Raw genomic sequence first — 23,579 nt, 5'->3', positions numbered from 1 at the left:
ATGAAGGTAGCAATTTTATTAGCCAATGGTTTTGAAACCTTAGAAGCTTTAACAGTTGTTGACGTATTAAGAAGAGCTGAAGTAGAATGCCATACTTTTTCACTAAAAGATAAAGAGGTAACTACATCCCATAATATTATAGTGAAAGCCGATAAAAACATTGTAGATAAAGAAATCGAAGATTATGATTTTTTAGTATTACCAGGTGGAATGCCAGGAGCTAAAAATTTAAGAGATGATAATAGAGTTATTGAACTTATAAAGAAGTTCAATAATGAAAATAAATGGATTTGTGCAATTTGTGCAGGACCAATAACTTTGGCAAAAGCAGAAATAACAAATAGTAAAAACATTACATGTTATCCTGGTTTTGAGAATGAAATAGGAAACTGCAATTATAAAGAAGATTTAGTAGTTGTAGACGGAAATATAATAACAGGAAAAGGTCCAGCAGCAGCAATTCCTTTTGCTTTTGAAATATTAGATAAAATATCTAAAGATAAGGTTGAGGATATAAAAGGAAAAATGTTATTTTAATAGTCCTACTATGGAGGAAAAATGAGAGAAAATTGGATATTAGTAAATAAAAAAGAGAGCTTTTTAAGGCTCTCTAATTCTATAAATGAAAACCCATTAGTATTGAGACTTCTTGCAAATAGAGGGATAGATACTTTCGAAGATGCTAATAGATTTTTAAATGGAACAATTGAAGATTTTTATGATGGTTATCTTATGGCAGATATGAAGAAAGGCGTACAAATAATAAAAGATGCTATTACAAATAATAAAAAAATAATAATTTATGGAGATTATGATTGTGATGGAGTAATTAGTACTACTATATTCTACAAAGCGTTAAAAAATGTAGGAGCAAATTATAGTTATTATATTCCCAATAGAGAAGATGAAGGCTATGGAATGCATAGTGGAAGAATAAAAAAGCTTAAAGAAGAGGGATATGAAGTTATTTTAACTTGTGATAATGGTATAGCTGCGTTTGAACAGGTAGACTTAGCTAAAGAACTTGGTATGGAAATAGTTATTACTGATCATCATGATATTCCAATTAGAGAAAATAGTGAAGGTGACTTAAAAGAAACTATACCTTATGCAGATGCTGTAATAAATCCAAAAAGAAGTGATTGTAAATATCCATTTAAAAAGCTTTGTGGAGCTGGAGTAGCATTAAAATTCTCTAAGTGTTTATATGATGAGTTTAAAATAGATGAAGAAAAGTTTTTAGAGTTAATACAATTTGCTTCTATAGCAACAGTTTGTGATGTTGTAGATTTAGTTGATGAAAATAGAATTATTGTTAAAAAAGGTTTAGAATTATTAAATGAGACAAAGAACTTTGGAATACAAGAATTGAAAAAGTCAACAGGATTAAATTCTAAAAAGATTGAAGAATATCATTTAGGATTTGTGATAGGTCCATGTATAAATGCTACAGGAAGGTTAGAAACGGCAGATTTATCAGTAGAATTGTTAATAACAGAGGATATTAATAATGCTAAAGACCTAGCGAATCAGCTAAGTGAACTGAATTCAATAAGACAAGAATTAACTAAAGAAAGCTTTGAAAAAATTATTAGAAAAATAGAAAATGAAAAAAAGAAAGAAGAAAAGGTCATAGTAGTATATGATGATACTATACACGAAAGCATTGCCGGAATAGTAGCAGGAAGAGTAAAAGAAAAATATAACATGCCTTGTATAGTTTTGACTAAAGGCAAGGAGATGCCAAAAGGATCTGCAAGATCAATAGAGGCCTATAATATATTTGAGGAGCTTAGTAAATGTAGTGAACTTATAGAAAAGTTTGGTGGACATCCAATGGCTGCAGGATTATCTATTAAGGAAGAAAATATAATTCTATTAAGAAATAAGTTAAACAATATATGTAAGCTATCAGATGAGGATATAATTCCTACTGTTAAAATAGATTCGCCTCTTGAATTAATTTACTTAAATGAAAACTTAATAAGTATTATTGAGAGCTTAAGACCCTTTGGAAAAGGAAACCCAAGTCCTTTGTTTGCTGTTAAAAATGTTAGTATAGAAAGACTCTGGTTACTAGGAAAAGAAAAGAACTTTTTGAAGCTTAGATTTAAATTTGAAACTAATAAAAGATTCTTATATATAGATGGAGTGAGTTTTGATAAATTTGAAGCTTTTAAAGAAGAAGTTATAAGTAAATATGGGGAAGAAGAATTTATTAGAGCTTGTGATAGCAGTTATATAAACTTAAAAGCAGATATAATTTATTATCCAAATATAAATGAATTTAATGGCAATAGAAATATTCAACTTATGATAAAACATATAAGAATCAATTAAATAGGAGTTGTCTTAAAATGATTATCATCATATTAAGACAACTCCTTGTTACTTAAAGTAATATAAAATTACATTCATATAAGTATAAGTAACATCAAAATGGTTTTACAATTAAAACTATTTTATTCCGTTTTCGTATTGCGCTACCATTCTTTTAACCATTTCCCCACCAACACTTCCGCATTGTTTTGAAGATAAATCTCCATTGTAATCAGAGAAAGGTACTCCCATTTCATTAGCTACTTCATTTTTGAATTTAGCTAATCCTTTTTTAGCTTCAGGTATTAAAACTCTATTATTATTATTATTATTATTAGCCATAATGTTTACACCTCCTTTTCATCTTTGTAACTATAGCTTGTGCAAATTTTTTGTGAATATTATATGTAACTAAAGGAAATTGGACATAATAGTGGAAAACAAATCTTTATAATTTTAAAATAATATTTAAAATAAATAATAGATAAATTATTTTGAATAACAATTAAATTGTCTTGAATAATATGATATTATTTAAGAAGAAAAAAGTTAAAATAATTAATGGTTAACAATTGTTAATCAAACAAGTGGGGTGTTTTTAATGAACAAATATAAGATAATAATGACTGGAGGAGGAACAGCAGGACATGTTACTCCTAATTTGGCTTTGGTTCCAAGGCTGAAGGAAGAAGGTTTTGAAATAAAATATATAGGAAGTAAGGATGGAATTGAAAAAGAAATAATAAAAGATGCAAAAATACCTTATTATGAGATTTCATCAGGGAAATTAAGAAGATATTTTGATATAAAAAACTTTACAGATCCTTTTAAAGTAATGAGGGGGGTAATAGAAGCAAATAAAATTTTGAAAAAAGAAAAGCCTAATATAGTATTTTCAAAAGGCGGTTTTGTCGCTGTACCAGTGGTTATTGCAGCCTCAATGAGAAAGATTCCAGTTGTTTCCCATGAATCAGATTTGACTCCAGGATTAGCAAATAAGTTATCTTCACCATTTTGTTCAAAACTTTGTGTTACATTTAGAGAAAGTTTAAAATATATTAAAGACGATAAAGGCGCATTAACAGGTACACCTATAAGAAAAGAAATATTAAGTGGAAGTTCAAGACAAGGAAAAGAAATCTGCGGATTTAAAGATAACAAAGAAATCTTACTAGTTATAGGTGGAAGTTTAGGTGCTAAAAGCATTAATGATGAAGTAAGAAAAAATATTAAAAAAATATTAGAAACTTTTAATATTATTCATATATGTGGAAAAGGAAATTTAGATCAGAATTTAAGTGGACTTAATGGTTATGTTCAATACGAATATGTTAAAGATGAGCTTCCTCATCTGTTAAAGGCTGCAGATTATGTAATATCAAGGGCTGGAGCAAATGTTATATTTGAATTGTTAGCATTAAATAAGCCAACCCTTTTAATACCATTATCAAAAAAAATAAGTAGAGGAGATCAAATTCTTAATGCTAAATCTTTCGAAAAAGAAGGTTTTTCACTAGTATTAGATGAAGATGAAATGATGGAGAATGAAAAAATGCTTTTAGCTAAAATTAAAGAATTAACAGAAAATAGAAATATATTAATAAAAAATATGAAAAATAGTGGAATTACTAATGGTGTTGAGGCGATTTTGGCAGTAATAAGAAAAAGTATGGAGTTAAATAAATGAAACAAGCTATCTTTTATTAGAAAAGGATATATTCAACTAATATGACCTGTATAAAACTTGCAAAAAAAAAATAGTGTTATATAATAAAATAGTAAGTAAAAAAATAGGTAATATATGTCCAAAGAGCTGACTTAATTAAGTCAAAAGATGAGGTGATGTAATTATGAAGAAAATCTCTATTATTTATTGGAGTAATGGGGGGAATGTTGAAGTTCTTGCAAATTCAATTGCAGAGGGAGCAGAAAATGCTGGTGCGGATATAAATGTTAAATATGTTTATGATGCAACAATAGAAGATGTAACAGAAGCTGATGCAGTTGCATTTGGAAGCCCATCAATGGATAATAACAGAATTGAACAACATGAGATGGAACCATTTATTAATCAATTCAAATTGTTACCAAATAATCAAAAGAAAATAGTTTTATTTGGATCATATGGATGGGATGATGGAAAGTTTATGGTCGATTGGGTTCAACGTATGAAGGATTATAACTTTAATGTTATAGGACACATCGCCGTTAAAGAATCGCCAAGTGATGAAGAGCTATTAAAGGCAAAAAATCTTGGTGAGGAATTAACTAAATAGATTTTTAGAAGAGAAAGAATCAATTAAATACTTATATAGGGGTTAGGTATTTAAACTTAATTAAAGAGATTTAATCTTTTCTTACCAAACAATTTACTCTTAGTTTAAATACAGAAAATAATTCTGTATTTAGTGTAGTTATAAAATTTTATATATAAGGAAGAGAGGTCAAATACGATGAGAAAAATGAAAACTATGGATGGTAATACGGCTGCGGCTCATATATCATATGCTTTCACAGAAGTAGCTGCTATATTCCCAATCACTCCATCATCACCAATGGCTGAACATGTTGATGAATGGGTAGCACAAGGAAGAAAAAACATATTTGGTCAACCTGTTAAGGTTATGGAAATGCAATCAGAAGCAGGAGCAGCTGGTGCTGTTCATGGATCTTTACAAGCAGGTGCATTAACAACAACATATACTGCATCTCAAGGTTTATTATTAATGATCCCAAATATGTACAAGATTGCTGGGGAAATGCTTCCAACAGTATTCCACGTATCAGCAAGAGCTTTAGCAACATCTTCATTAAGTATATTTGGAGATCATCAAGATGTTATGGCTGCAAGACAAACTGGTTTTGCAATGCTTGCAGAAGGATCAGTTCAAGAAGTTATGGATTTATCTCCAGTAGCTCATTTAACAGCAATTAAGACAAGAATTCCATTTATGAACTTCTTTGATGGATTCAGAACTTCACATGAAATCCAAAAAATAGAAGTTTTAGAATATGATGAATTAGCTAAATTAGTTGATTACGATGCTTTAGATGCCTTCAGAAAGAGAGCATTAAATCCAAATCATCCAGTAACTAGAGGTACAGCACAAAACCCTGATATATATTTCCAAACTAGAGAATCAGTAAACAGATTCTACGAAGATATTCCAGAAGTTGTTGAAAGCTATATGGCTGAAATAACTAAGTTAACAGGAAGAGAATATCATTGTTTCGATTACTATGGAGCTCCAGATGCTGATAGAGTAATAATAACAATGGGATCATCAACTGATGTTGTTGAAGAAACTATTGATTATTTAAGTGCAAAGGGAGAAAAAGTTGGGGTAGTTAAAGTAAGACTTTATAGACCATTCTCTGGAGAAAAATTATTAAAAGCAATACCAGCTACAGTAAAATCTATAGCTGTTTTAGATAGAACAAAGGAACCAGGATCAATTGGTGAACCTTTATACTTAGATGTTAAGAGTGTATTCTATGGTAGAGAAAATGCTCCAGTTATAGTTGGAGGTAGATATGGATTAGGTTCTAAGGATCCAAACCCATCACATATAGCTGCAGTATACGCAAACTTAACTAATGAAAATCCAAAGAATGGATTTACAATAGGAATAGTTGATGATGTAACTAATACATCATTAAATATAGAAGAAGATATCGACGCTACTCCAGAAGGAACTAAAGCATGTAAGTTCTGGGGATTAGGATCAGATGGTACAGTTGGTGCTAATAAGAGTGCTATAAAAATCATCGGTGACCATACAGACATGTATGCTCAAGGATACTTCTCATATGATTCTAAGAAATCTGGTGGTATAACAGTATCACATTTAAGATTTGGTAAGAAGCAAATTAAGTCACCATATTTAATTGATAAAGCTGATTTCGTAGCATGTCATAATCAAGCTTATGTTTATAAATATGATGTATTAGAAGGATTAAAGAAGAATGGTAAGTTCTTATTAAATACAATTTGGACTCCAGAAGAAGTTAATGAAAAGTTACCAGCTTCAATGAAGAGATTTATAGCAGAAAACAATATTGATTTCTATACTTTAAATGCTGTTAAGATAGCACAAGAAATTGGGCTTGGTGGAAGAATCAATATGATAATGCAAGCTGCATTCTTTAAAATTGCTAATATCATTCCAGTTGAAGATGCTGTTAAATACTTAAAAGATGCTGTTGTTAAGTCATACGGTAAAAAAGGTGAGAAAGTTGTTAATATGAACTATGCTGCTATAGATAAAGGTGTTGAGTCTATAGTTAAGATAGAAGTTCCTGCTGATTGGAAAGATGTTGCTGATGAAGTTAAGGAAGAAAGAAAAGATGTACCAGATTTCATCAAAAATATAGTTGAACCAATAAATGCACAAAAGGGATTTGACCTAACAGTTTCACAATTATCAGAATTAGCTGATGGTACATTTATGCCAGGTACTGCTGCATATGAAAAAAGAGGTATAGCTATAAATGTTCCAGAATGGCAACAAGACAAATGTATTCAATGTAATCAATGTGCATATGTATGTCCACATGCTGTTATAAGACCATTCTTATTAAATGAAAATGAAAAAGAAAATGCACCAGAATCAATGAAAATTGTTCCTGCAAAGGCATTGAAGACAGAAGAACCAACATTCTACACAATTGGAGTAACTCCATTAGATTGTACAGGATGTGGAAACTGTGCTCAAGTTTGTCCAGCACCTGGTAAAGCATTAATAATGAAACCAATGGATACTCAAGAAGAACAAATTGAAGCTTGGGAATATGCAGTTAAAGAAGTTTCACTTAAGAAGAATCCAATGAATAAAAATACAGTTAAAGGAAGCCAATTTGAACAACCATTATTTGAGTTCTCAGGAGCTTGTGCAGGATGTGGAGAAACTCCATATGCTAAACTTGTAACTCAATTATTTGGAGATAGAATGATGATAGCTAATGCTACAGGATGTTCATCAATTTGGGGGGGATCAGTTCCAGCAACTCCATATACTGTAAATAATCAAGGACATGGTCCAGCTTGGGCTAACTCATTATTTGAAGATAATGCTGAATTTGGATTAGGTATGTTTTTAGGAGTTAAGGCTATAAGAGAAAGAATAGCTGACAATATGACTAAAGCTTTAGAAGTTGAAACTTCAGAAGATGTTAAAGCAGTACTTCAAGACTGGTTAGATCATATGAACAGTGGAGAAGGTACTAGATTAAGAGCTGATAGAGTTATTGCTACATTAACACAAGTTGATGCTGATTATGCAAGAGAAATCTTAAAGGATCAAGAATTCCTAGTTAAGAGATCTCAATGGATATTTGGAGGAGACGGATGGGCATATGACATCGGATACGGTGGATTAGACCATGTTCTTGCTTCAGGAGAAGACGTAAATGTTCTTGTATTTGATACAGAAATTTACTCAAATACTGGTGGTCAATCATCTAAATCAACTCCAACAGCTGCAATAGCTAAGTTTGCTGCAGCAGGAAAGAGAACTAAGAAGAAAGATTTAGGAATGATGGCTATGACATATGGATATGTATATGTAGCTCAAATTTCTATGGGTGCTGACAAGAACCAAACTCTTAAAGCAATTGCAGAAGCAGAAGCTTATGATGGTCCATCATTAATCATTGCTTATGCTCCATGTATAAGCCATGGTATTAAGAATGGTATGTCTAATAGCCAAGATGAAGCTAAAAAAGCTGTTGAATGTGGATATTGGGGATTATACAGATATAACCCAACTTTAGTTGGAACTAAGAATCCATTCTCATTAGATTCTAAGGAACCAAAATCTGATTTTAGAGAATTCTTAATGGGTGAAGTAAGATATGCATCACTTGCAAAAGCATTCCCAGAAGCTGCTGATGCTTTATTTGAAAAGACAGAAAAAGATGCTATGGAAAGATTAGCAAACTATAAGAGATTAGCACAACAACAATAATATTTATAATAAGGAACTGCCTTTTGGCAGGTCCTTATTTTTACTTTTTTATTAATAATTAGTGAAACATAAAATATTTTAATATTTTACTTTTAATTTTTACTAATTAAGGGTAGAATTAAATAGAATCATATCTATGAAGGAGGATTATTAGAATGGATAATGAAAATAAATGTGGATGCCATGATGAAGAAAAAGAATGTGGATGTGGCCATGATCATGAACACCATCATGACGAAGAATGCGGATGTGGAGAAGATCATCATGAACATTTTGTTGTAGATCTAGAAGACGAGAATGGAAATGTTGTATCATGTCAAATTATAGACGCTTTTGAATTTGAAGAAAATGAATATATTTTAGCTCAAGATCCTAATGAAGATTCAGTATACTTATTTAGATCAAATGAAGATGGAGAATTAATAATTCCAGAAGAAGAAGAATTTGATAGAGTATCAAAATTCTACAGTGAAGATTTAGCTGAATAATCATAAAAGTGCCTTTTAGGCACTTTTTTTATTTGTCATTTTATATTAATAATGATATATTTTTAATATATTACTTAAGAAATAAGGTGTTAAAATGAACTATGCAGATTTACATATTCATTCAAATTATTCAGACGGTAACTTGGCACCGGAACAAATTATAAATTTAGCTCAAAAAGCGGGAGTGAAAAGTATATCTATAACAGATCATGATTCAATATCCTCCCAATATGTTATTAATAATGAATATGAAGATATAAATATAATACCTGGAATAGAGCTAAGTACTGAATATGAGGATCTAGAAATTCACGTATTAGGATATTTTATTAATATAAATGATATAGACTTAATAAAAACCGTAGAACAGCTAAATAAATCTAGAATAGAAAGAGTCGAGGAAATACTTTTTAAATTAGAAAAAAATAACATCCATATTACTTTAGATGATTTATCAGTTGATATAAAATCTACCATAGGAAGAGGGCATGTTGCCAATGCTATGGTTAAGAAAGGATACTTTGATAATTATAAAAGTGCATTTTCTAGTTTTTTGGTAAAGGGAAAACCTGCTTATGTAAAAGGATGTAAGTTAAGCTATAAAGAGGCTATAAAAATAATAAATAACTCAGGTGGGATATCAGTATTGGCTCATCCAGGACAAATTTATAAAAAAATAGTTGTAGAAAATATAATTAAAGATTTGAAATTCTATGGATTAAAAGGTATTGAAGTATATCATCCAAGTCATTCGAGAGAACAATCAAATGATTTTTATAATTTATGTAAGAAATATAAATTATTAATAACAGGAGGTAGTGATTATCATGGAAAAGACTGCCACAACGAAAATTTCATAGGAAGCTATGGAATAGATAAAGATTTGCTAAATAAATTAATAAATTATAGAAGATAATTGGGGGAAGAGTAATGAATTTATCTAACAAGGCTAAAGAAATAAATCCATCTATAACATTGGAAATTACAGCAAAGGCAAAAGAGTTGAAAGAATTAGGGGTTGATGTCGTAAGTTTTGGAGCAGGAGAACCAGATTTTAACACTCCAGAAAATATTATAGAAGCAGCTATAAAAGCAATGAAGGATGGAAAAACTAAATATACTCCAACAAGTGGAATTTTAGATTTAAGAAAAGCTATATGTAAAAAGTTAAATAAAGACAATGATTTAAATTATGAACCAAATCAAATAGTAGTATCAACTGGAGCTAAACAATCTTTAGCAAATGCATTTACGGCAATATTAAATAAAGGTGATGAAGTTATAATAGCAACTCCTTATTGGGTAAGTTATCCAGAACTAATCAAATTATCTGATGGAGTACCTGTGATTCTTAAAACCATTAAAGAAAATGATTATAAGTATACAATTAACGAATTGAGATCTTCAATTACAAGGAATACTAAGGCCATAGTAATAAATAGCCCAAATAATCCAACTGGAAGTATTTATACCAAAGAAGAATTATTTGAAATAGCAGAATTTGCAAAAGAAAATAATTTAATAATAATTTCTGATGAGATATATGAAAAATTAATATATGATAATGAAAAACACATAAGTATTGCATCAATATCAGAGGATGCCTATAATAGAACAATAGTAATTAATGGTTTATCAAAAGCGTATGCTATGACTGGATGGAGAATTGGATATTCGGCTTGCAATAAAGAAATAGCAAAATTAATGAGTAGTGTGCAAAGTCATGTTACATCAAATATAAATTCAATATCTCAATATGCCGCAATCGAAGCATTAAGTGGGCCAAAAGAAAGCATAAATATAATGATAAAGGAATTTGAAAAAAGAAGAAATTATATGATTAATAGGCTTAAGCAAATTAATGATTTATCAATAATAGAGCCTAAAGGGGCTTTTTATATAATGATTTGCATTGATAAATATTATAATAAATCAATTAATAATGAAAAGATAAAATCATCTTTGGATTTTTCAAAAAGTATCTTAGAAGAAGAAAAGGTAGCAGTAATACCAGGAGTTGCTTTCGGTCTAGATAATTATATAAGATTGTCTTATGCTACGTCTATGGAAATAATTGAAGAAGGATTAAATAGGCTGGAAAGATATTTAAAAAAATTAAAATAGAAAGATTAAGGCACTTAAAAAAATAGGTGCCTTAATTTTTTAGTTGAAATAATATTATTTATAGCTTTTAAGTCAAATCAATTATGAATTTGTTTAAATATAAGGATTTATAGTATATAATTAATAATGAAGCATTTTAGGAGGAATTATAATGGAAAAATTGGCAATATTCGATGTGGATTATACTATAACAAAAAAAGAAACCTTAATGCAATTATTTAAATACGTTATTATGAAAGATATAAAAAATATTAGATTTCTTCCAAGAGCATTATATAGTGGTTTTATGTATTCAATAAACATATATGATGAAAAGAGAGTGAAAGAAAGTTTTCTTAAATTTATAGAAGGAATAGAAGAAAAAGATTTAGCTCTACTAGTGAAGAATTTTTATAAAGATGTTTTAGAAAAAAATTTATATGAAGATGCTATAAAAATGATGAAAAATTTAAAAAGTAAAGGTTATAAGGTGTATTTAATATCTGCATCTCCTGAATTCTATTTAAGGGAGTTTTATGCGATAAAGGAAGTAGATATGATAATAGGAACAAGATTTACTTTAGAAAGTGGAAAGTTTATAAGAAAAATGCAAGGTGAGAATTGTAAAGGAGAAGAAAAAGTTAAAAGATTAAAAGAAGTTCTAGAAAAAGAAAATATAGAAGTTGATTATAAAAATTCTTATATGTTTTCTGATTCCTTATCTGATAAACCATTATTAGATCTAGTTGGTAATGCATATTTAATAAATTTTAGAAAGAAAAATACTTTTGAAGTATTAAGATGGAAATAATGAGGAGGAAGACTTGATGGAAGCTATTTTAGATTATTATTTAGAAGATGGACATTTGGAAAGTATAAAAAATTATACTGCAGATTCAGTAGAAAGAGATAGAATTATATATGAGGTTATAAGAGTAATAGATAGAGTTCCATTGTTTTATGAGGATCATATAAAAAGATTAGAATCTTCTTTTAGGCTAATGGATAAGAATTTTTCTTATAAATACGATAAAATTAAAGACTATTTAATTAGTCTTATTGAAGGTAATAATATAGATTTTGGAAATATTAAATTAACTTTCGATATAAAAACCGATACTATGAAAGTATTTAGTATAAAGCATAGTTATCCTAGTGATGATCTTTATAAAAGCGGAGTAAATACTATACTTTATCACGGAGAAAGAAAAAATCCTAATGCTAAAGTAGTTGATAGTAATTTTAGAGAAAAAGTAAATAATGAAATAATAAAAGCTAATGCTTTTGAAGCAATACTAGTTAATTCTAATGGATTTATAACAGAAGGAAGCAAATCAAATATATTTATGATAGAAAATGGAGTATTATATACTTCACCTTTAGAAGATGTTTTGCCAGGAGTCACAAGAGGGAGAATCATATCATTAGCTAAAAGCTTAGGAATAGGATTTGAAGAAAAAAAGATAAATTTTAAAGAAGTAGATAATTTAGATGCTATGTTCATATCGGGAACATCTCCTAAAATATTGCCTATAGCTAAAGTTGATAATATAACTTTAGATGTAAATAATGATATAATGCAGAAGTTAATTAAGGGATTTAATGAAGAAATAATTATATATATAAATAAATTTAGATAAAGAAACAATAAAATATTGTTGTTTTCAAATAAAATTAAATACTATTCAAATATATTTTAAATTATGGTATTATTAAATTATTGGATTAATAATATAAAATTTGGAAGGTGTATGATAATATGGGGGAAAATCATAATAGTATTAGTGCTATAGATGGAAGTGTTTATGTTAAAAATAGGGAGATAATAGTAAAAAATCCAGAAAATAATGGTAAGCTTGCAATTATTTCTCCACCTTCACGAGGAGAATTATATATAAATGAAAAAAGAATAAATAAACCCCATAGCATAAGTGAAGATGACTACATAGAATTTAAGGAGTTTAGAGAGCAAGGACAAAGAATTATAGATATAAGTTTGAATGAAGATAAAACAGAAGCTTATATTTCGATAACATATAAAAAAGAAATCGTATATTATTTAAAAGATATAGAGGCAAGTAGTAACTTAATTTTAGATATAGAAGCTAAAGAAGAAGCTGAACCTCCAATAATAAACGAAAGTGAGCTAAATAATGAGTTAAAAAAGGTTAGAATATCTTATGGAATTGATAATGATGCTATAAAGTATATAGCAAGTAGTGGAAATGTTTACCGAAAGATAATAGCTAGAGGGATAAAGGCTAAAGAACCAATTGAAGATAGTATAAAAATATTTTTTAACTCTAGTAATAAAATAAAAATAGATGACGATGTAGAAAAAGTTGATTATAGAGATTTTAATTTTATAGTAAGTGTTAAAGCTGGTGAAGTTTTAGCCGAAATTATAAAAGGAGAAAATGGTGTTGATGGAAGAAATGTTTTTTCAGAAAAGATACCAGGAAAAGAAAAGAAAAAAATTGTTTTTTCAGCAGGACAAGGTTCTAAGTTAAAAGATAATTTAATAATTTCAACTATAGATGGAAAACCATGCTTTGATAAAGGAAAAGTATGGGTTGAACCAATGTATGTATTAAATAAAGATGTTACAATTTCTACAGGTAATATTAAATTTCCTGCTAATGTTCAAATAAATGGTAAAGTAACAGAAGGAATGAGTGTATATTCTGAAGGAAGTGTTCTTATAAAAAATGGAGTATTTAGCGGATTTATTGAAGCAAAAGACACATCTGAAATTAAAGGGAATATAGTTAGTTCTATTATTGATATAGGAGGTAAAGACTTAATTAAAGAAAAACGAATTAAGGAATTAAGGGAATTAAAAGATTATTTAAAATCATTAATAAATAATATAGTATATCTTAAAGATCATAATTTTGTTCAAAACAATGTAACATATGGAATGATAATTAAGTCATTAATAGAAACAAAATATAAGAATATCCCAAAAGTTTGCATTAAGATTATTTCACATACAATGCAAGATGATTGTCATAATTCACGAGTTGTTAAGTTAGTAAAAGAAAAGCTCATAGGAGCAGCTCCTAGTAATATAAAAAATATAAACGAATTAGATGAAATAATGTTTGAATTAGATAAGGAAATAGAGGATCTTGAGAAAGAGGTTGTAATAGCTTCCGACTTAATAATAGAATATGCTCAAGAATCTCAAATAAATGTTATGGGAAATATAAATATAACAGGAAAAGGGCTATTTACTAGTAAACTATATGCATCTTGTAATATTAATTTTTTAAAAGGAAATTCAGTGTGTAGGGGTGGTCACTTAAAAGCAGGCAAGCTAATTAAAGCTTCTATTATAGGAAGTGAATCAGGGGTAGTTACAAGCTTGGAAGTTGAGAAGGATGGAGAGATAAATGTAGATATTGCGTATCATAACACTATTTTTATTATAGGAAATAAAAAATATATTCTAGAAAAACCATCAAAAAATGTACATGCTTACATAGAAAAAGATGGAAGTTTAAACGTAGAAAAATTACTTCTATAGGAGGAAAGAGAATGAAGGAGATAAAAATACTAGTCTTTAAATTAGGTAATGAATTTTATGCTACAGACATAATGGAAGTAGAAAGAATTTTAGGCTATGAAGAGCCGACTGCATTGCCAGATTCACCAAGCTTTTTAGATGGTGTAATCAACTATGAAAATGGGGTTTTACCTATTATAAATCTTGTTAACAAATTTAAATTAAAAATAGAAAATAGTTTAGACAAGAAGATTATAGTGGTAAAAAGAAATGTAGGAAAATTTGGAATATGCGTGGATAGTGTTAGTGAAGTTCAAAGTATATTAGAAGAAGAAATAAATAATCCAGAGAGTCTTTCAACCTTAATATCAAAAAGATATATAAAGGGGTTAGTAAAAAAACATAATAATATAATTATTATGTTAGATTTAGAAAAAATATTAACGATAGAAGAAGAAGAGATTATTTTTCAGGGGTGACAAATTTGGAAGATAAAAAAGAGGTTAGAGTTGGAATAGCTGATGCTGCAGTTGTATCTACCCCAGACAGGCTAATAACTTTGGGACTTGGATCTTGTGTTGGTATAGCATTATATGATAAAGAAAAAAAAATAGCAGGACTAGTTCATATAATGTTACCAGATAGCACACAGTTTAAAAATATAGTAAATCCATTTAAATATGCAGATTTAGGAATTGAAAAATTATTATCAGAAATGATATCTCTTGGATGTAGAAAAAATAATATTATATGCAAAATAGCAGGTGGAGCATCTATGTTTAATTTTCCAGATAAGAAAATAATAAGTGATGTAGGTAAAAGAAATAGTCTTGCAGTTGTAGAAATGCTAAATAAACTATCTATCCCGATAATAGCTGAAGATACAGGTGGGAACAAAGGAAGGACTATGATTTTAGAAAGCGAAGATGGTGCAGTAACAATTAAAAGTATAGGAAGTGGACTAAAAAGGCTATAGGAGGTGGATGCACTATTTTGGTACATAATGACTTGAAGAATAGACGAGATATAATTTTAATAGGAGCATCAACAGGTGGACCAAATGCAATTGAAAAAGTTATTTCAGGATTAACTACAGACTTGAATATATCAGTTTTAGTAGTTCAACATATGCCAAGTGGTTTTACAAGAGCCTTTGCAGAAAGATTAAATAAAAAATGTCAGTTGAATGTTTTAGAAGCTAGTAATGGTATAAAAATAGAAAAAAACAAAATATATATTGCGCCAGGCGGTTATCACATGATAGTAGAAAGAGGTGGCATTATAAGGCTTAATCAAGAGCCACCAATTTGGGGGGTAAGACCTGCTGCAGATAAATTGTTTATATCAGCATCTAGTATATATGGAAATAGAATTATATCTGTTGTGCTTACTGGCATGGGAAAAGATGGTGCAGAAGGAACTGTAGTTGTAAAAATGAACAAAGGAATAACTATATCACAGGATGAAAGTAGCTCTATAATTTATGGAATGCCAAAGGTTACATATGAAACTGGATGTGTAGATTATGTACTTTCATTGAATAATATTACAGCAAAAATAAAAAGCTTAGTTAATGCGACTTAGGAGGATATATGGACTTTACAGAGTTTCACAATTGGATATATAAAGAGTTCAATATTAATTTAAATGCATATAAGCCAGAACAATTGAATAGAAGAATTGGAAGCTTAATGTCGAGAATAGGAGTAGATTCCTTAGAAAATTATAAAAAACTTTTATTATCAGATAAAGATGAAAGGCAAAGATTCCTAGATTTTATAACCATTAATGTTACAGAATTTTTTAGGAATCCAGAACTATTTAGTGAATTAGAAAATACTTTGAAAAATTATATTTTAGCTAATAATAGATTGAAAGTTTGGAGTGCAGCGTGTTCAATAGGTTGTGAACCTTATAGTATTGCCATGATGTTAAGTGAAATAAATTCAAATGGTAGAAATAACATAATTGCAACAGATATAGACGATACTATACTAAAGAGAGCAAGGCTTGGAGAGTATACACAAGCTGAAATGAAAAACATAAATGAAGAATATAAAAGAAAATATTTTAAAGTAGTAAAAGATAAGTACATAATAGAAAATAAAATAAAATCAATGGTTACCTACAAAAAGCACGATTTGATTTTAGATTATTATGATAAAGATTTTGATTTGATAGTATGTAGAAATGTAATAATATATTTTAAAAATGAAGTAAAAAAAGATATTTTCAAAAGATTTGCAGATTCCTTAAAAAAAGGTGGATTATTATTTGTAGGAGCTACAGAAAGTATTTATAATTATAAAGAGTATGGCTTGGAAAAAGTATCTACTTTTATTTATAAGAAAGTATAAAGGGGTGAAATAAAATGGACGTATCTCAATACATGGGAATGTTTTTAGAAGAATCAATGGATAATTTACAAAATTTAAATGAAGCGCTATTAGATTTAGAACAAAATCCAAATAATATAGATAAGGTGAATGAAATATTTAGAGTAGCTCATACTATAAAAGGAATGGCAGCTACAATGGGTTATAGTAATATAGCTGAATTAACTCATAAGATGGAAGATGTTTTATCAAGGTTTAGAGAAGGAAAATTAAGCGTTACTAGAAATGTAGTTACAGTACTATTTGATTGTTTAGATACTTTAGAAAAAATGGTTAGCAATATAGAAGATGGTAACGATGAAGATGTAGAAATAAAAAATATTATAGAAGATCTAGAAAATGTAGTTAATAATAAGATAGAAGAAAAAGAAGAAGAAGAAATAAACAAAGAAAATATTAATAATTCTACAAAAATTGAATTAAATCAATATGATTTATCAGTAATGAAGCAAGCAAGTGAAAATGGCTTTAATGGAGTTAATATAGAAATAATATTAAGAGAAGATACTTTATTAAAATCAGCAAGAGCATTTTTAATAGTTCAGGAACTTGAAACTCAAGGAGAGATATTAAAATCTTTTCCATCAACAGAAGATATAGAAAATGAACAATTTGATACAGAATTATTTTTTGTTTTGATAACATCTAAGTCTAAGGAAGAAATAGAAGACTTAGTTATGAATATTTCAGAGATCAGAAGTGTGGAAACTTCATATGTGGTTTTAGATGATGCTTTTATAACAGAAAAAAATATCGCTAATGATGAAATAGTAAGTGAATTAGAAAAAATTCATATAAAAGAAGATTTAGTAAAAAATAAAGTTGAAAAACAAGAAAAGAAGAGAGAAAATAATAAAAAAGCTCACCAATCAGTTAGGGTTGATTTGCAAAGAATTGATAAGCTTATGAACATGGTTTCAGAACTTGTTATATACAGAACAAGATTAGAACAAATTGTAATTAATGATAAATCACAAGAACTTATAGAAACTTTAGAGCAAGTTGAAAGAACTACATCTGACTTACAAGACTTGGTAATGAAGATAAGAATGCTTCCTTTAGAAGTTGTATTTAATAGGTTCCCTAGAATGATAAGAGATTTATCAGTAGAACTTAAAAAAGAGATAAATTTTGTTATAGAAGGTGCTGAAACAGAATTAGATAGAACTGTTATAGACGAAATAGGAGAGCCATTAATACATCTTTTAAGAAATGCAGCAGATCATGGAATAGAAAGTAAAGAAGAAAGAATTGCAAAAGGAAAAGACCCTGTTGGAACAATAAAATTAGTAGCTTATCAAGAAGGAACTAAGGCATTAATAAAGGTAAGTGATGATGGAGCTGGAATAAATCTTGAAAAGGTGAAAGCTAAAGCTGAAAAAGTTGGTATAAATACTGATGGACTTAGTGATAATGATATTAGAAACTTAATATTTGCACAAGGCTTTAGTACTAATACAGTAGTTACAGACATATCAGGACGTGGGGTAGGAATGGATGTTGTTAAAACTAAAATTTCTTCCTTAGGAGGAACTGTAGATGTTATAAGTGAAGAAGGAAAGGGATCAAGTTTTATTATAAAATTACCTTTAACTCTTCAAATAATTCAAGCTCTTTTAGTTAAAGTAGGAAATGAAACTTTAGCAATATCTTTAGGATTTATAGATAGAGTTATAGATTATAAAGAAGAAAATATCAAAAAGACTAATGGAGAAGAAGTAATAGTTTATCGTGATAACATTATACCTCTAATAAGATTAAATGAAAGACTTGGAATTGAAACTACAGAGAGTAAGAAGAAATTCATAATTATAGTTAAGATAGGAGAAAAAACCGTTGGATTACTAGTTGACTCATTATTTGGTCAGCAAGAAATAGTAATAAAGCCTTTAGGAAAAACTTTAAGATCACTAAAGGAATATATAGGAGCTACAATACTTGGAAATGGTTTAGTAACATTGATTCTTGATGTGGCAGCATTGATTTAGAGAGGAGGATTTTTATGGAATACAAAAATTTAACAACCTTTCAATTAGATGCTTTAAGGGAAGTTTCTAACATAGGAGCTGGAAATTCAGCAACAGCTTTATCAATGTTGCTTGGAACCAAAATAGATATGTCAGTTCCAAGTACAAACTTGATAGAGTTTGACGAATTATTTAATAGTTATAAAGAAAATGAAGTTGTAGCTGTATTAGTAAAAGTGCTTGATGATATTCCAGGAAGTATTCTTTATGTGTTTGAAAAAGATGTAGCTTTAAACATGATATCAAAAATGATTTCTAATGATGAAGAAACATTAACAGAAATGGGGATATCAGTTATAGGTGAGATAGGTAATATAATATCCTCATCTTTTATGAATGCAATCGCAAATTTTACAGGATTAAAGGCAACAGCTTCAGTACCTGCGGTAGCTAATGACATGCTAAGTGCAATACTTGTTTCAACTTTTGTTGAAACAGGTCAGCACCAAGAGTATGTTTTAGATATAGAAACATTATTTATAGGAGAAGGAAGCCACAAAATAGAAGGACATTTCTATTTTGTACCTGCTCCAGGATCATTAGAAAAAATTTTAGAATCACTAGGAATAAGATAATTTGGAGGGATTAAAATGACAAAAGTTTTAATAGTAGATGATGCAGCTTTTATGAGAATGATGATAAAGGATATATTACAAAAAAATGGTTTCGAAGTTGTAGGAGAAGCTTGCAATGGAATAGAAGCGGTAAATTTATATAAAAAAGAAAATCCAGACGTTGTAACAATGGATATAACTATGCCAGATATGGATGGAATAGAAGCAGTAAAGGAAATTAGAAAATTTGATTCAGCTGCAAAGATTATAATGTGTTCTGCTATGGGACAACAATCAATGGTTATGGATGCAATTAAATCAGGTGCAAAAGATTTTATTGTAAAACCATTCCAAGCGGATAGGGTGTTAGAAGCAATAAGAAAGGTAGTTGGTTAAAAACTATTTAGGAGGCAAGTTAAATGCAATTTGTAATATTTAAATTAGGGGAAGAGCATTTTGCAGTAGAAACAGACAAAATACTAAGCATAAATGATATGATGACTATAACAAAGGTGCCTAAATCTCCAGAGTATATAAAAGGGTTGATAAATCTCAGAGGAAGTATAAAATCCTTAGTTGATGTTAATTTATTACTAAATATAAAATCTGAGAAAGAACAAAATAATATAATAATATTAAAGGTTGATGAAGAGGAAATAGGCATATCAGTAGATGAAGTTGAAGAAGTCATAGATATAGATGAATATAAATTGCAAAAGCTAGAAACTCATAATACTGAAGGATATATAAAGGGAGTAATTGACTTAGAAGGTAGATTACTAACAGTAATAGATATAGAAAAAATATTAAACCACTAAGAAATGAGGGAGAAAAATGGCAGAGGTTTTAAGTCAAAGCGAAATAGATGCTCTTCTTTCTGCCTTATCTACAGGAGATGTTGAACCAGAACAGCTAAAAGAAAAAGAAGAAAAACACAAAATAAAGAAATATGATTTTAGAAGTCCTCAAAAGTTCTCAAAAGACCATATAAGGACTTTAGAAATGGTTCACGATGCTTTTGCAAGAATAATAAGCAATTACCTTTCAGGACAGCTTAGAAAACATGTTAGAGTAGATATTCAAAGTGTAGAGCAGATAACCTATGAAGAGTTTGTTCACTCTATTCCTAATCCCACTATACTGACTATTTTTAAAATGCCGCCACTTCAAGGAAATATATTATTAGAAATGAATCCACAATTTTCATTTCAAATATTAGATATACTTTTAGGAGGAACAGGTGACAGGGAAGAAAGAGCAAAAGAATTCTCTGAAATAGATAAAAACATTATATCTAATATTACTTCAGAGATGATAAAGTCCTTGATTCTAGCTTGGGATGGCATATTAGAAGTGAAACCAGAATTTGAAGGGCTTGAAACTAACCCATCAGCCAATCAAACATTAGCACCTAATGAACCTGTTGCCCTACTTAGTTTTTCTGTTGAGCTAGGAAAAAGTACGACATATATGAATTTATGTATTCCGTATTTAAGTGTAGAAAAAGTGTTAGATAAACTTGTTGTTCAATATTGGTTTAAAACAGATGAATCAGAACTTCAGGATGAATCTAGAGAAAAACTTAAGAAAGGCATGGAGCCTGTAGAGGTAAATATGCATGTTCAATTAGGTGAAACAAATATAACCATTGACGATTTTTTAAAGTTAGTTAGGGGAGATGTTTTAATATTAAATTCTCAATACAGTGATCCTGTAAGAGTTTTTGTAGAAGATGAAGAATGTTTTATAGCAAAGCCTGGGACTATAGGAAAAAATATAGGGATAGAGCTTTTAGATATTATAGATAAGGATGTGATTGAGAATGAGTAATGGGTTTTTATCTCAAGAGGAAATAGACTCATTGTTAAATGGCAGTATGGAAACTCAAGAGCCAGAGCTAATATCAGATATAGAGAAAGATCTGCTTGGAGAAATAGGAAATATTTCTATGGGATCAGCATCAACAGCTCTTTATCAGCTTATAAATAAACAAGTTAATATAACAACTCCTAAGGTTAAGATAACAACCTTAAGAGAAATAAAAAATAATTTTGAGTATCCTAATATAATTTTAGATGTAGAATATGTATCTGGAATAACCGGAAGAAATATATTAATAATGCAAACAACAGATGCAGCAGTAATTGCGAATCTTATGATGGGTGGAGATGGTCAAGTCAATACTACAGAGCTTTCAGAGATAGAAGTAAGTGCAGTTCAAGAAGCTATGAATCAAATGATAGGATCAGCAGCAACATCTATGGCAACCATGTTTGCAAGAGAAGTAAATATATCACCTCCGAAGTCAACAATATGGAGAGATATTAATGAAAAAGTATCAGAAAATATTCCGGAGGATGAAGCAATAGTTGAAGTTCGTTTTGATTTGACTATAGAAGGATTACTTCAATCCAATATGATGCAAATACTACCTATAGATACAGCAAAGAAGATTGTAACTATAATGATGGGTGAAGAAAAAGAAGTTGATAAAGAGATAGTTCAAGAAGCGGCATATGATAGAGAGTATAAAATAGAAGAAAAGCCTATAAGTACTGTAGAAACAAAAAAAGTAGAAGAAAAACATATAGAAGTACATGGTGCTAGCTTTGAACCTTTATCACAAGGTATTATTGGAGAATCACATAAAAATATAGATTTAATACTTGATGTTCCATTGGAGGTTTCTGTAATTTTAGGAAGAACTAAAAAAAGTATTAAAGATATATTAAATTTAAGCACAGGATCTCTAATAGAATTAGATAAGCTTGCAGAAGAACCAGTAGAAATTCTGATAAATGGTAAAAAAATAGCCTATGGAGAAGTTGTAGTTGTTGACGAAAACTTTGGAGTTAGAATAACAAGTATTGTGAGTGGAGCAGATAGAATAAGATCACTTAAATAATACATATGGATTGTTAAATTATTAATTAATAATTGATAATAGAAATATAGAAAAAACTCTTACGGGAGTTTTTTTCTATTTATGAGAAAACTATAAAATCTTTAGTTTTAAATTGCGAATATAAAGGCTACGATAAATAGATATGTTTCATAAGCTAAATAGCTACGCAAAGAAGTACTAGGCTGGGAGAACTACTATGCCAAGAGTTTTGGTTAAACTCGTTGCGCTCAGACAAACCAACAACACTAAGGCATAGTAGTTCTTCCTTCACCAAGTACTTCTAGTTTCTCGCTATATGCTTATTTCACCGTCTATTTACCTTCGCCAACTTATATTAAGAATTTAAATTAATAATGAATTAAGTTATTGGTAAAAAATAATTGGTGAGGTAAATTAAAAACTTAGTTAAGTGGAGCAGACTATAATTGAGCTTGTTCCCTGCTACCTGTTCCCTGTTACCTATAAAATCAAAATAACTGTGCATTGTACCTTGTGAATTGTGAACTGAAAAATGTGGAGATTAATAAAATTTGAATTAATAGCTAAACTTATAAAGAATTATTACGATAAATAAATATATAGAATGATAGAAGTAATTTTAAATGAAATTATTAGGAGGCAATTATGAATATTAAGGGTGTAGGTTACACAAATGGAATAAACTATTATAATAAGGTAACTTCTAATAAAATAGAAAAATTAGAAAAAAAACAAGTTTATGACAGAATTGAATTATCAGATGAGGCTAAAATATTAAAGGATTATTCAATAAATGAAAGTAATTATGATAATAGTAAAAAAATCGTAGAGATTAAGAACAGTATTCAAAATGGAACATATGGATATGATGCAAAGCTTATCGCTAAAGGAATGTTTGATGCCATGAAGGGAAAAGAGTAATATGATAAATAGTTTAATAGAAGTTCTTAAAGTAGAATTAAAAGAATTAAATGAATTATTGATATTATTGGATAAACAATATAAGTTAATTATAAACAAAGATGTATTTGGAATGGAATCATTAGTTGAAGAAATAAAATTAAAAAATAGAACTGTTGCAGAGAGTGAAGTTAATAGAAGAAAAGTATTAGGAAAAGAGTCTATTAAAGATATTATACTATCTTCAAAGAATGAAGAGTTGGAAGATGTATATAGAAAAATACAAAAATTATTAAATGAAATGATACTTCAAAAAGATACTAATGATTTGTTAATTAAGCAACAGTTGAGTTTTACAAATAAGCTTTTAAACCTTATAAATCCTAAAAGAGATATACCAATTTATAACTCTTACGGAAATATAAGAAGATAAT

Annotated in this window: 24 protein-coding genes; 23 read left to right on the top strand and 1 reads right to left on the bottom strand. The window is 28.8% G+C overall.

Features of this window, described 5'->3' with window-relative positions:
* Positions 1–537, top strand: coding sequence for a DJ-1 family glyoxalase III (locus tag ABDZ60_RS08330; RefSeq protein WP_343777460.1), 537 nt, complete (start codon positions 1–3; stop codon positions 535–537).
* A 21-nt stretch (positions 538–558) separates the two neighbouring features.
* Positions 559–2,340, top strand: a complete 1,782-nt coding sequence (gene recJ, locus ABDZ60_RS08325) for a single-stranded-DNA-specific exonuclease RecJ (protein ID WP_343777458.1) — start codon at positions 559–561, stop codon at positions 2,338–2,340.
* 117 nt (positions 2,341–2,457) lie between these two features.
* On the opposite strand, the gene ABDZ60_RS08320 is transcribed toward recJ, so the two are convergent.
* Positions 2,458–2,661 (bottom strand): alpha/beta-type small acid-soluble spore protein, encoded by a 204-nt coding sequence (locus ABDZ60_RS08320; RefSeq protein WP_343777456.1) that lies wholly within the window; start codon positions 2,659–2,661, stop codon positions 2,458–2,460.
* A 259-nt stretch (positions 2,662–2,920) separates the two neighbouring features.
* Between ABDZ60_RS08320 and ABDZ60_RS08315 the strand changes: the two genes are divergently transcribed.
* The 21 genes from ABDZ60_RS08315 (at position 2,921) to ABDZ60_RS08215 (ending at position 23,578) form a co-directional block, all read left to right on the top strand.
* A complete protein-coding gene (locus ABDZ60_RS08315) occupies positions 2,921–4,006 on the top strand; it encodes an undecaprenyldiphospho-muramoylpentapeptide beta-N-acetylglucosaminyltransferase (RefSeq protein WP_343777454.1) in 1,086 nt (361 codons plus the stop codon).
* Between the two features lie 163 nt (positions 4,007–4,169).
* Positions 4,170–4,595 (top strand): flavodoxin, encoded by a 426-nt coding sequence (locus tag ABDZ60_RS08310; protein WP_016208887.1) that lies wholly within the window; start codon positions 4,170–4,172, stop codon positions 4,593–4,595.
* 177 nt (positions 4,596–4,772) lie between these two features.
* Positions 4,773–8,285: a pyruvate:ferredoxin (flavodoxin) oxidoreductase gene (gene nifJ / locus ABDZ60_RS08305; RefSeq protein ID WP_343777452.1), complete on the top strand. Its 3,513-nt coding sequence runs from the start codon at positions 4,773–4,775 to the stop codon at positions 8,283–8,285.
* A gap of 155 nt (positions 8,286–8,440) precedes the next feature.
* Positions 8,441–8,773, top strand: coding sequence for a DUF1292 domain-containing protein (locus ABDZ60_RS08300; RefSeq protein ID WP_016208889.1), 333 nt, complete (start codon positions 8,441–8,443; stop codon positions 8,771–8,773).
* A 94-nt stretch (positions 8,774–8,867) separates the two neighbouring features.
* Positions 8,868–9,689, top strand: a complete 822-nt coding sequence (locus ABDZ60_RS08295) for a PHP domain-containing protein (RefSeq protein WP_343777449.1) — start codon at positions 8,868–8,870, stop codon at positions 9,687–9,689.
* A 14-nt stretch (positions 9,690–9,703) separates the two neighbouring features.
* Positions 9,704–10,897 carry a pyridoxal phosphate-dependent aminotransferase gene (locus ABDZ60_RS08290; RefSeq protein ID WP_016208891.1) on the top strand — a complete coding sequence of 398 codons (1,194 nt, stop codon included), beginning with the start codon at positions 9,704–9,706 and terminating at the stop codon, positions 10,895–10,897.
* A gap of 151 nt (positions 10,898–11,048) precedes the next feature.
* Positions 11,049–11,687: an HAD-IB family hydrolase gene (locus tag ABDZ60_RS08285; RefSeq protein WP_016208892.1), complete on the top strand. Its 639-nt coding sequence runs from the start codon at positions 11,049–11,051 to the stop codon at positions 11,685–11,687.
* 16 nt (positions 11,688–11,703) lie between these two features.
* Entirely contained in the window at positions 11,704–12,516 is an 813-nt protein-coding gene (locus tag ABDZ60_RS08280; RefSeq protein WP_343777446.1) for an aminotransferase class IV, read from the top strand.
* Positions 12,517–12,635: 119 nt separating this feature from the next.
* Complete coding sequence (locus tag ABDZ60_RS08275) at positions 12,636–14,405, top strand: flagellar assembly protein A (protein ID WP_047001672.1); 1,770 nt, start codon at positions 12,636–12,638, stop codon at positions 14,403–14,405.
* A gap of 11 nt (positions 14,406–14,416) precedes the next feature.
* Positions 14,417–14,863 (top strand): chemotaxis protein CheW, encoded by a 447-nt coding sequence (locus tag ABDZ60_RS08270; protein ID WP_343777443.1) that lies wholly within the window; start codon positions 14,417–14,419, stop codon positions 14,861–14,863.
* Positions 14,860–15,360, top strand: a complete 501-nt coding sequence (locus tag ABDZ60_RS08265; RefSeq protein ID WP_084820777.1) for a chemotaxis protein CheD — start codon at positions 14,860–14,862, stop codon at positions 15,358–15,360. The genes ABDZ60_RS08270 and ABDZ60_RS08265 overlap by 4 nt, the downstream gene beginning before the upstream one ends.
* A gap of 17 nt (positions 15,361–15,377) precedes the next feature.
* On the top strand, positions 15,378–15,968 hold the full coding sequence (locus ABDZ60_RS08260; RefSeq protein ID WP_343777440.1) for a CheB methylesterase domain-containing protein: 591 nt from the start codon (positions 15,378–15,380) through the stop codon (positions 15,966–15,968).
* A gap of 8 nt (positions 15,969–15,976) precedes the next feature.
* Positions 15,977–16,741 carry a CheR family methyltransferase gene (locus ABDZ60_RS08255; RefSeq protein ID WP_016208898.1) on the top strand — a complete coding sequence of 255 codons (765 nt, stop codon included), beginning with the start codon at positions 15,977–15,979 and terminating at the stop codon, positions 16,739–16,741.
* A gap of 14 nt (positions 16,742–16,755) precedes the next feature.
* Positions 16,756–18,768: a chemotaxis protein CheW gene (locus tag ABDZ60_RS08250; RefSeq protein ID WP_343777439.1), complete on the top strand. Its 2,013-nt coding sequence runs from the start codon at positions 16,756–16,758 to the stop codon at positions 18,766–18,768.
* A gap of 14 nt (positions 18,769–18,782) precedes the next feature.
* Positions 18,783–19,382, top strand: coding sequence for a chemotaxis protein CheC (locus tag ABDZ60_RS08245; RefSeq protein WP_047001668.1), 600 nt, complete (start codon positions 18,783–18,785; stop codon positions 19,380–19,382).
* A 15-nt stretch (positions 19,383–19,397) separates the two neighbouring features.
* Complete coding sequence (locus ABDZ60_RS08240) at positions 19,398–19,757, top strand: response regulator (RefSeq protein ID WP_047001667.1); 360 nt, start codon at positions 19,398–19,400, stop codon at positions 19,755–19,757.
* Positions 19,758–19,780: 23 nt separating this feature from the next.
* Positions 19,781–20,179, top strand: coding sequence for a chemotaxis protein CheW (locus ABDZ60_RS08235; protein ID WP_047001666.1), 399 nt, complete (start codon positions 19,781–19,783; stop codon positions 20,177–20,179).
* A gap of 16 nt (positions 20,180–20,195) precedes the next feature.
* Entirely contained in the window at positions 20,196–21,191 is a 996-nt protein-coding gene (fliM, locus tag ABDZ60_RS08230; protein WP_343777435.1) for a flagellar motor switch protein FliM, read from the top strand.
* On the top strand, positions 21,184–22,266 hold the full coding sequence (gene fliY / locus ABDZ60_RS08225; RefSeq protein WP_343777433.1) for a flagellar motor switch phosphatase FliY: 1,083 nt from the start codon (positions 21,184–21,186) through the stop codon (positions 22,264–22,266). The genes fliM and fliY overlap by 8 nt, the downstream gene beginning before the upstream one ends.
* 624 nt (positions 22,267–22,890) lie before the next feature.
* On the top strand, positions 22,891–23,166 hold the full coding sequence (locus ABDZ60_RS08220) for a flagellar biosynthesis anti-sigma factor FlgM (protein ID WP_047001629.1): 276 nt from the start codon (positions 22,891–22,893) through the stop codon (positions 23,164–23,166).
* 1 nt (position 23,167) lies between these two features.
* Positions 23,168–23,578 carry a flagellar protein FlgN gene (locus ABDZ60_RS08215; RefSeq protein ID WP_047001628.1) on the top strand — a complete coding sequence of 137 codons (411 nt, stop codon included), beginning with the start codon at positions 23,168–23,170 and terminating at the stop codon, positions 23,576–23,578.
* Position 23,579: the final 1 nt, after the last annotated feature.

The organism is Clostridium sartagoforme (assembly GCF_039521405.1).
GTDB lineage: Bacteria > Bacillota > Clostridia > Clostridiales > Clostridiaceae > Clostridium > Clostridium sartagoforme.
This window is presented reverse-complemented; position numbering and strand designations above follow the sequence as displayed.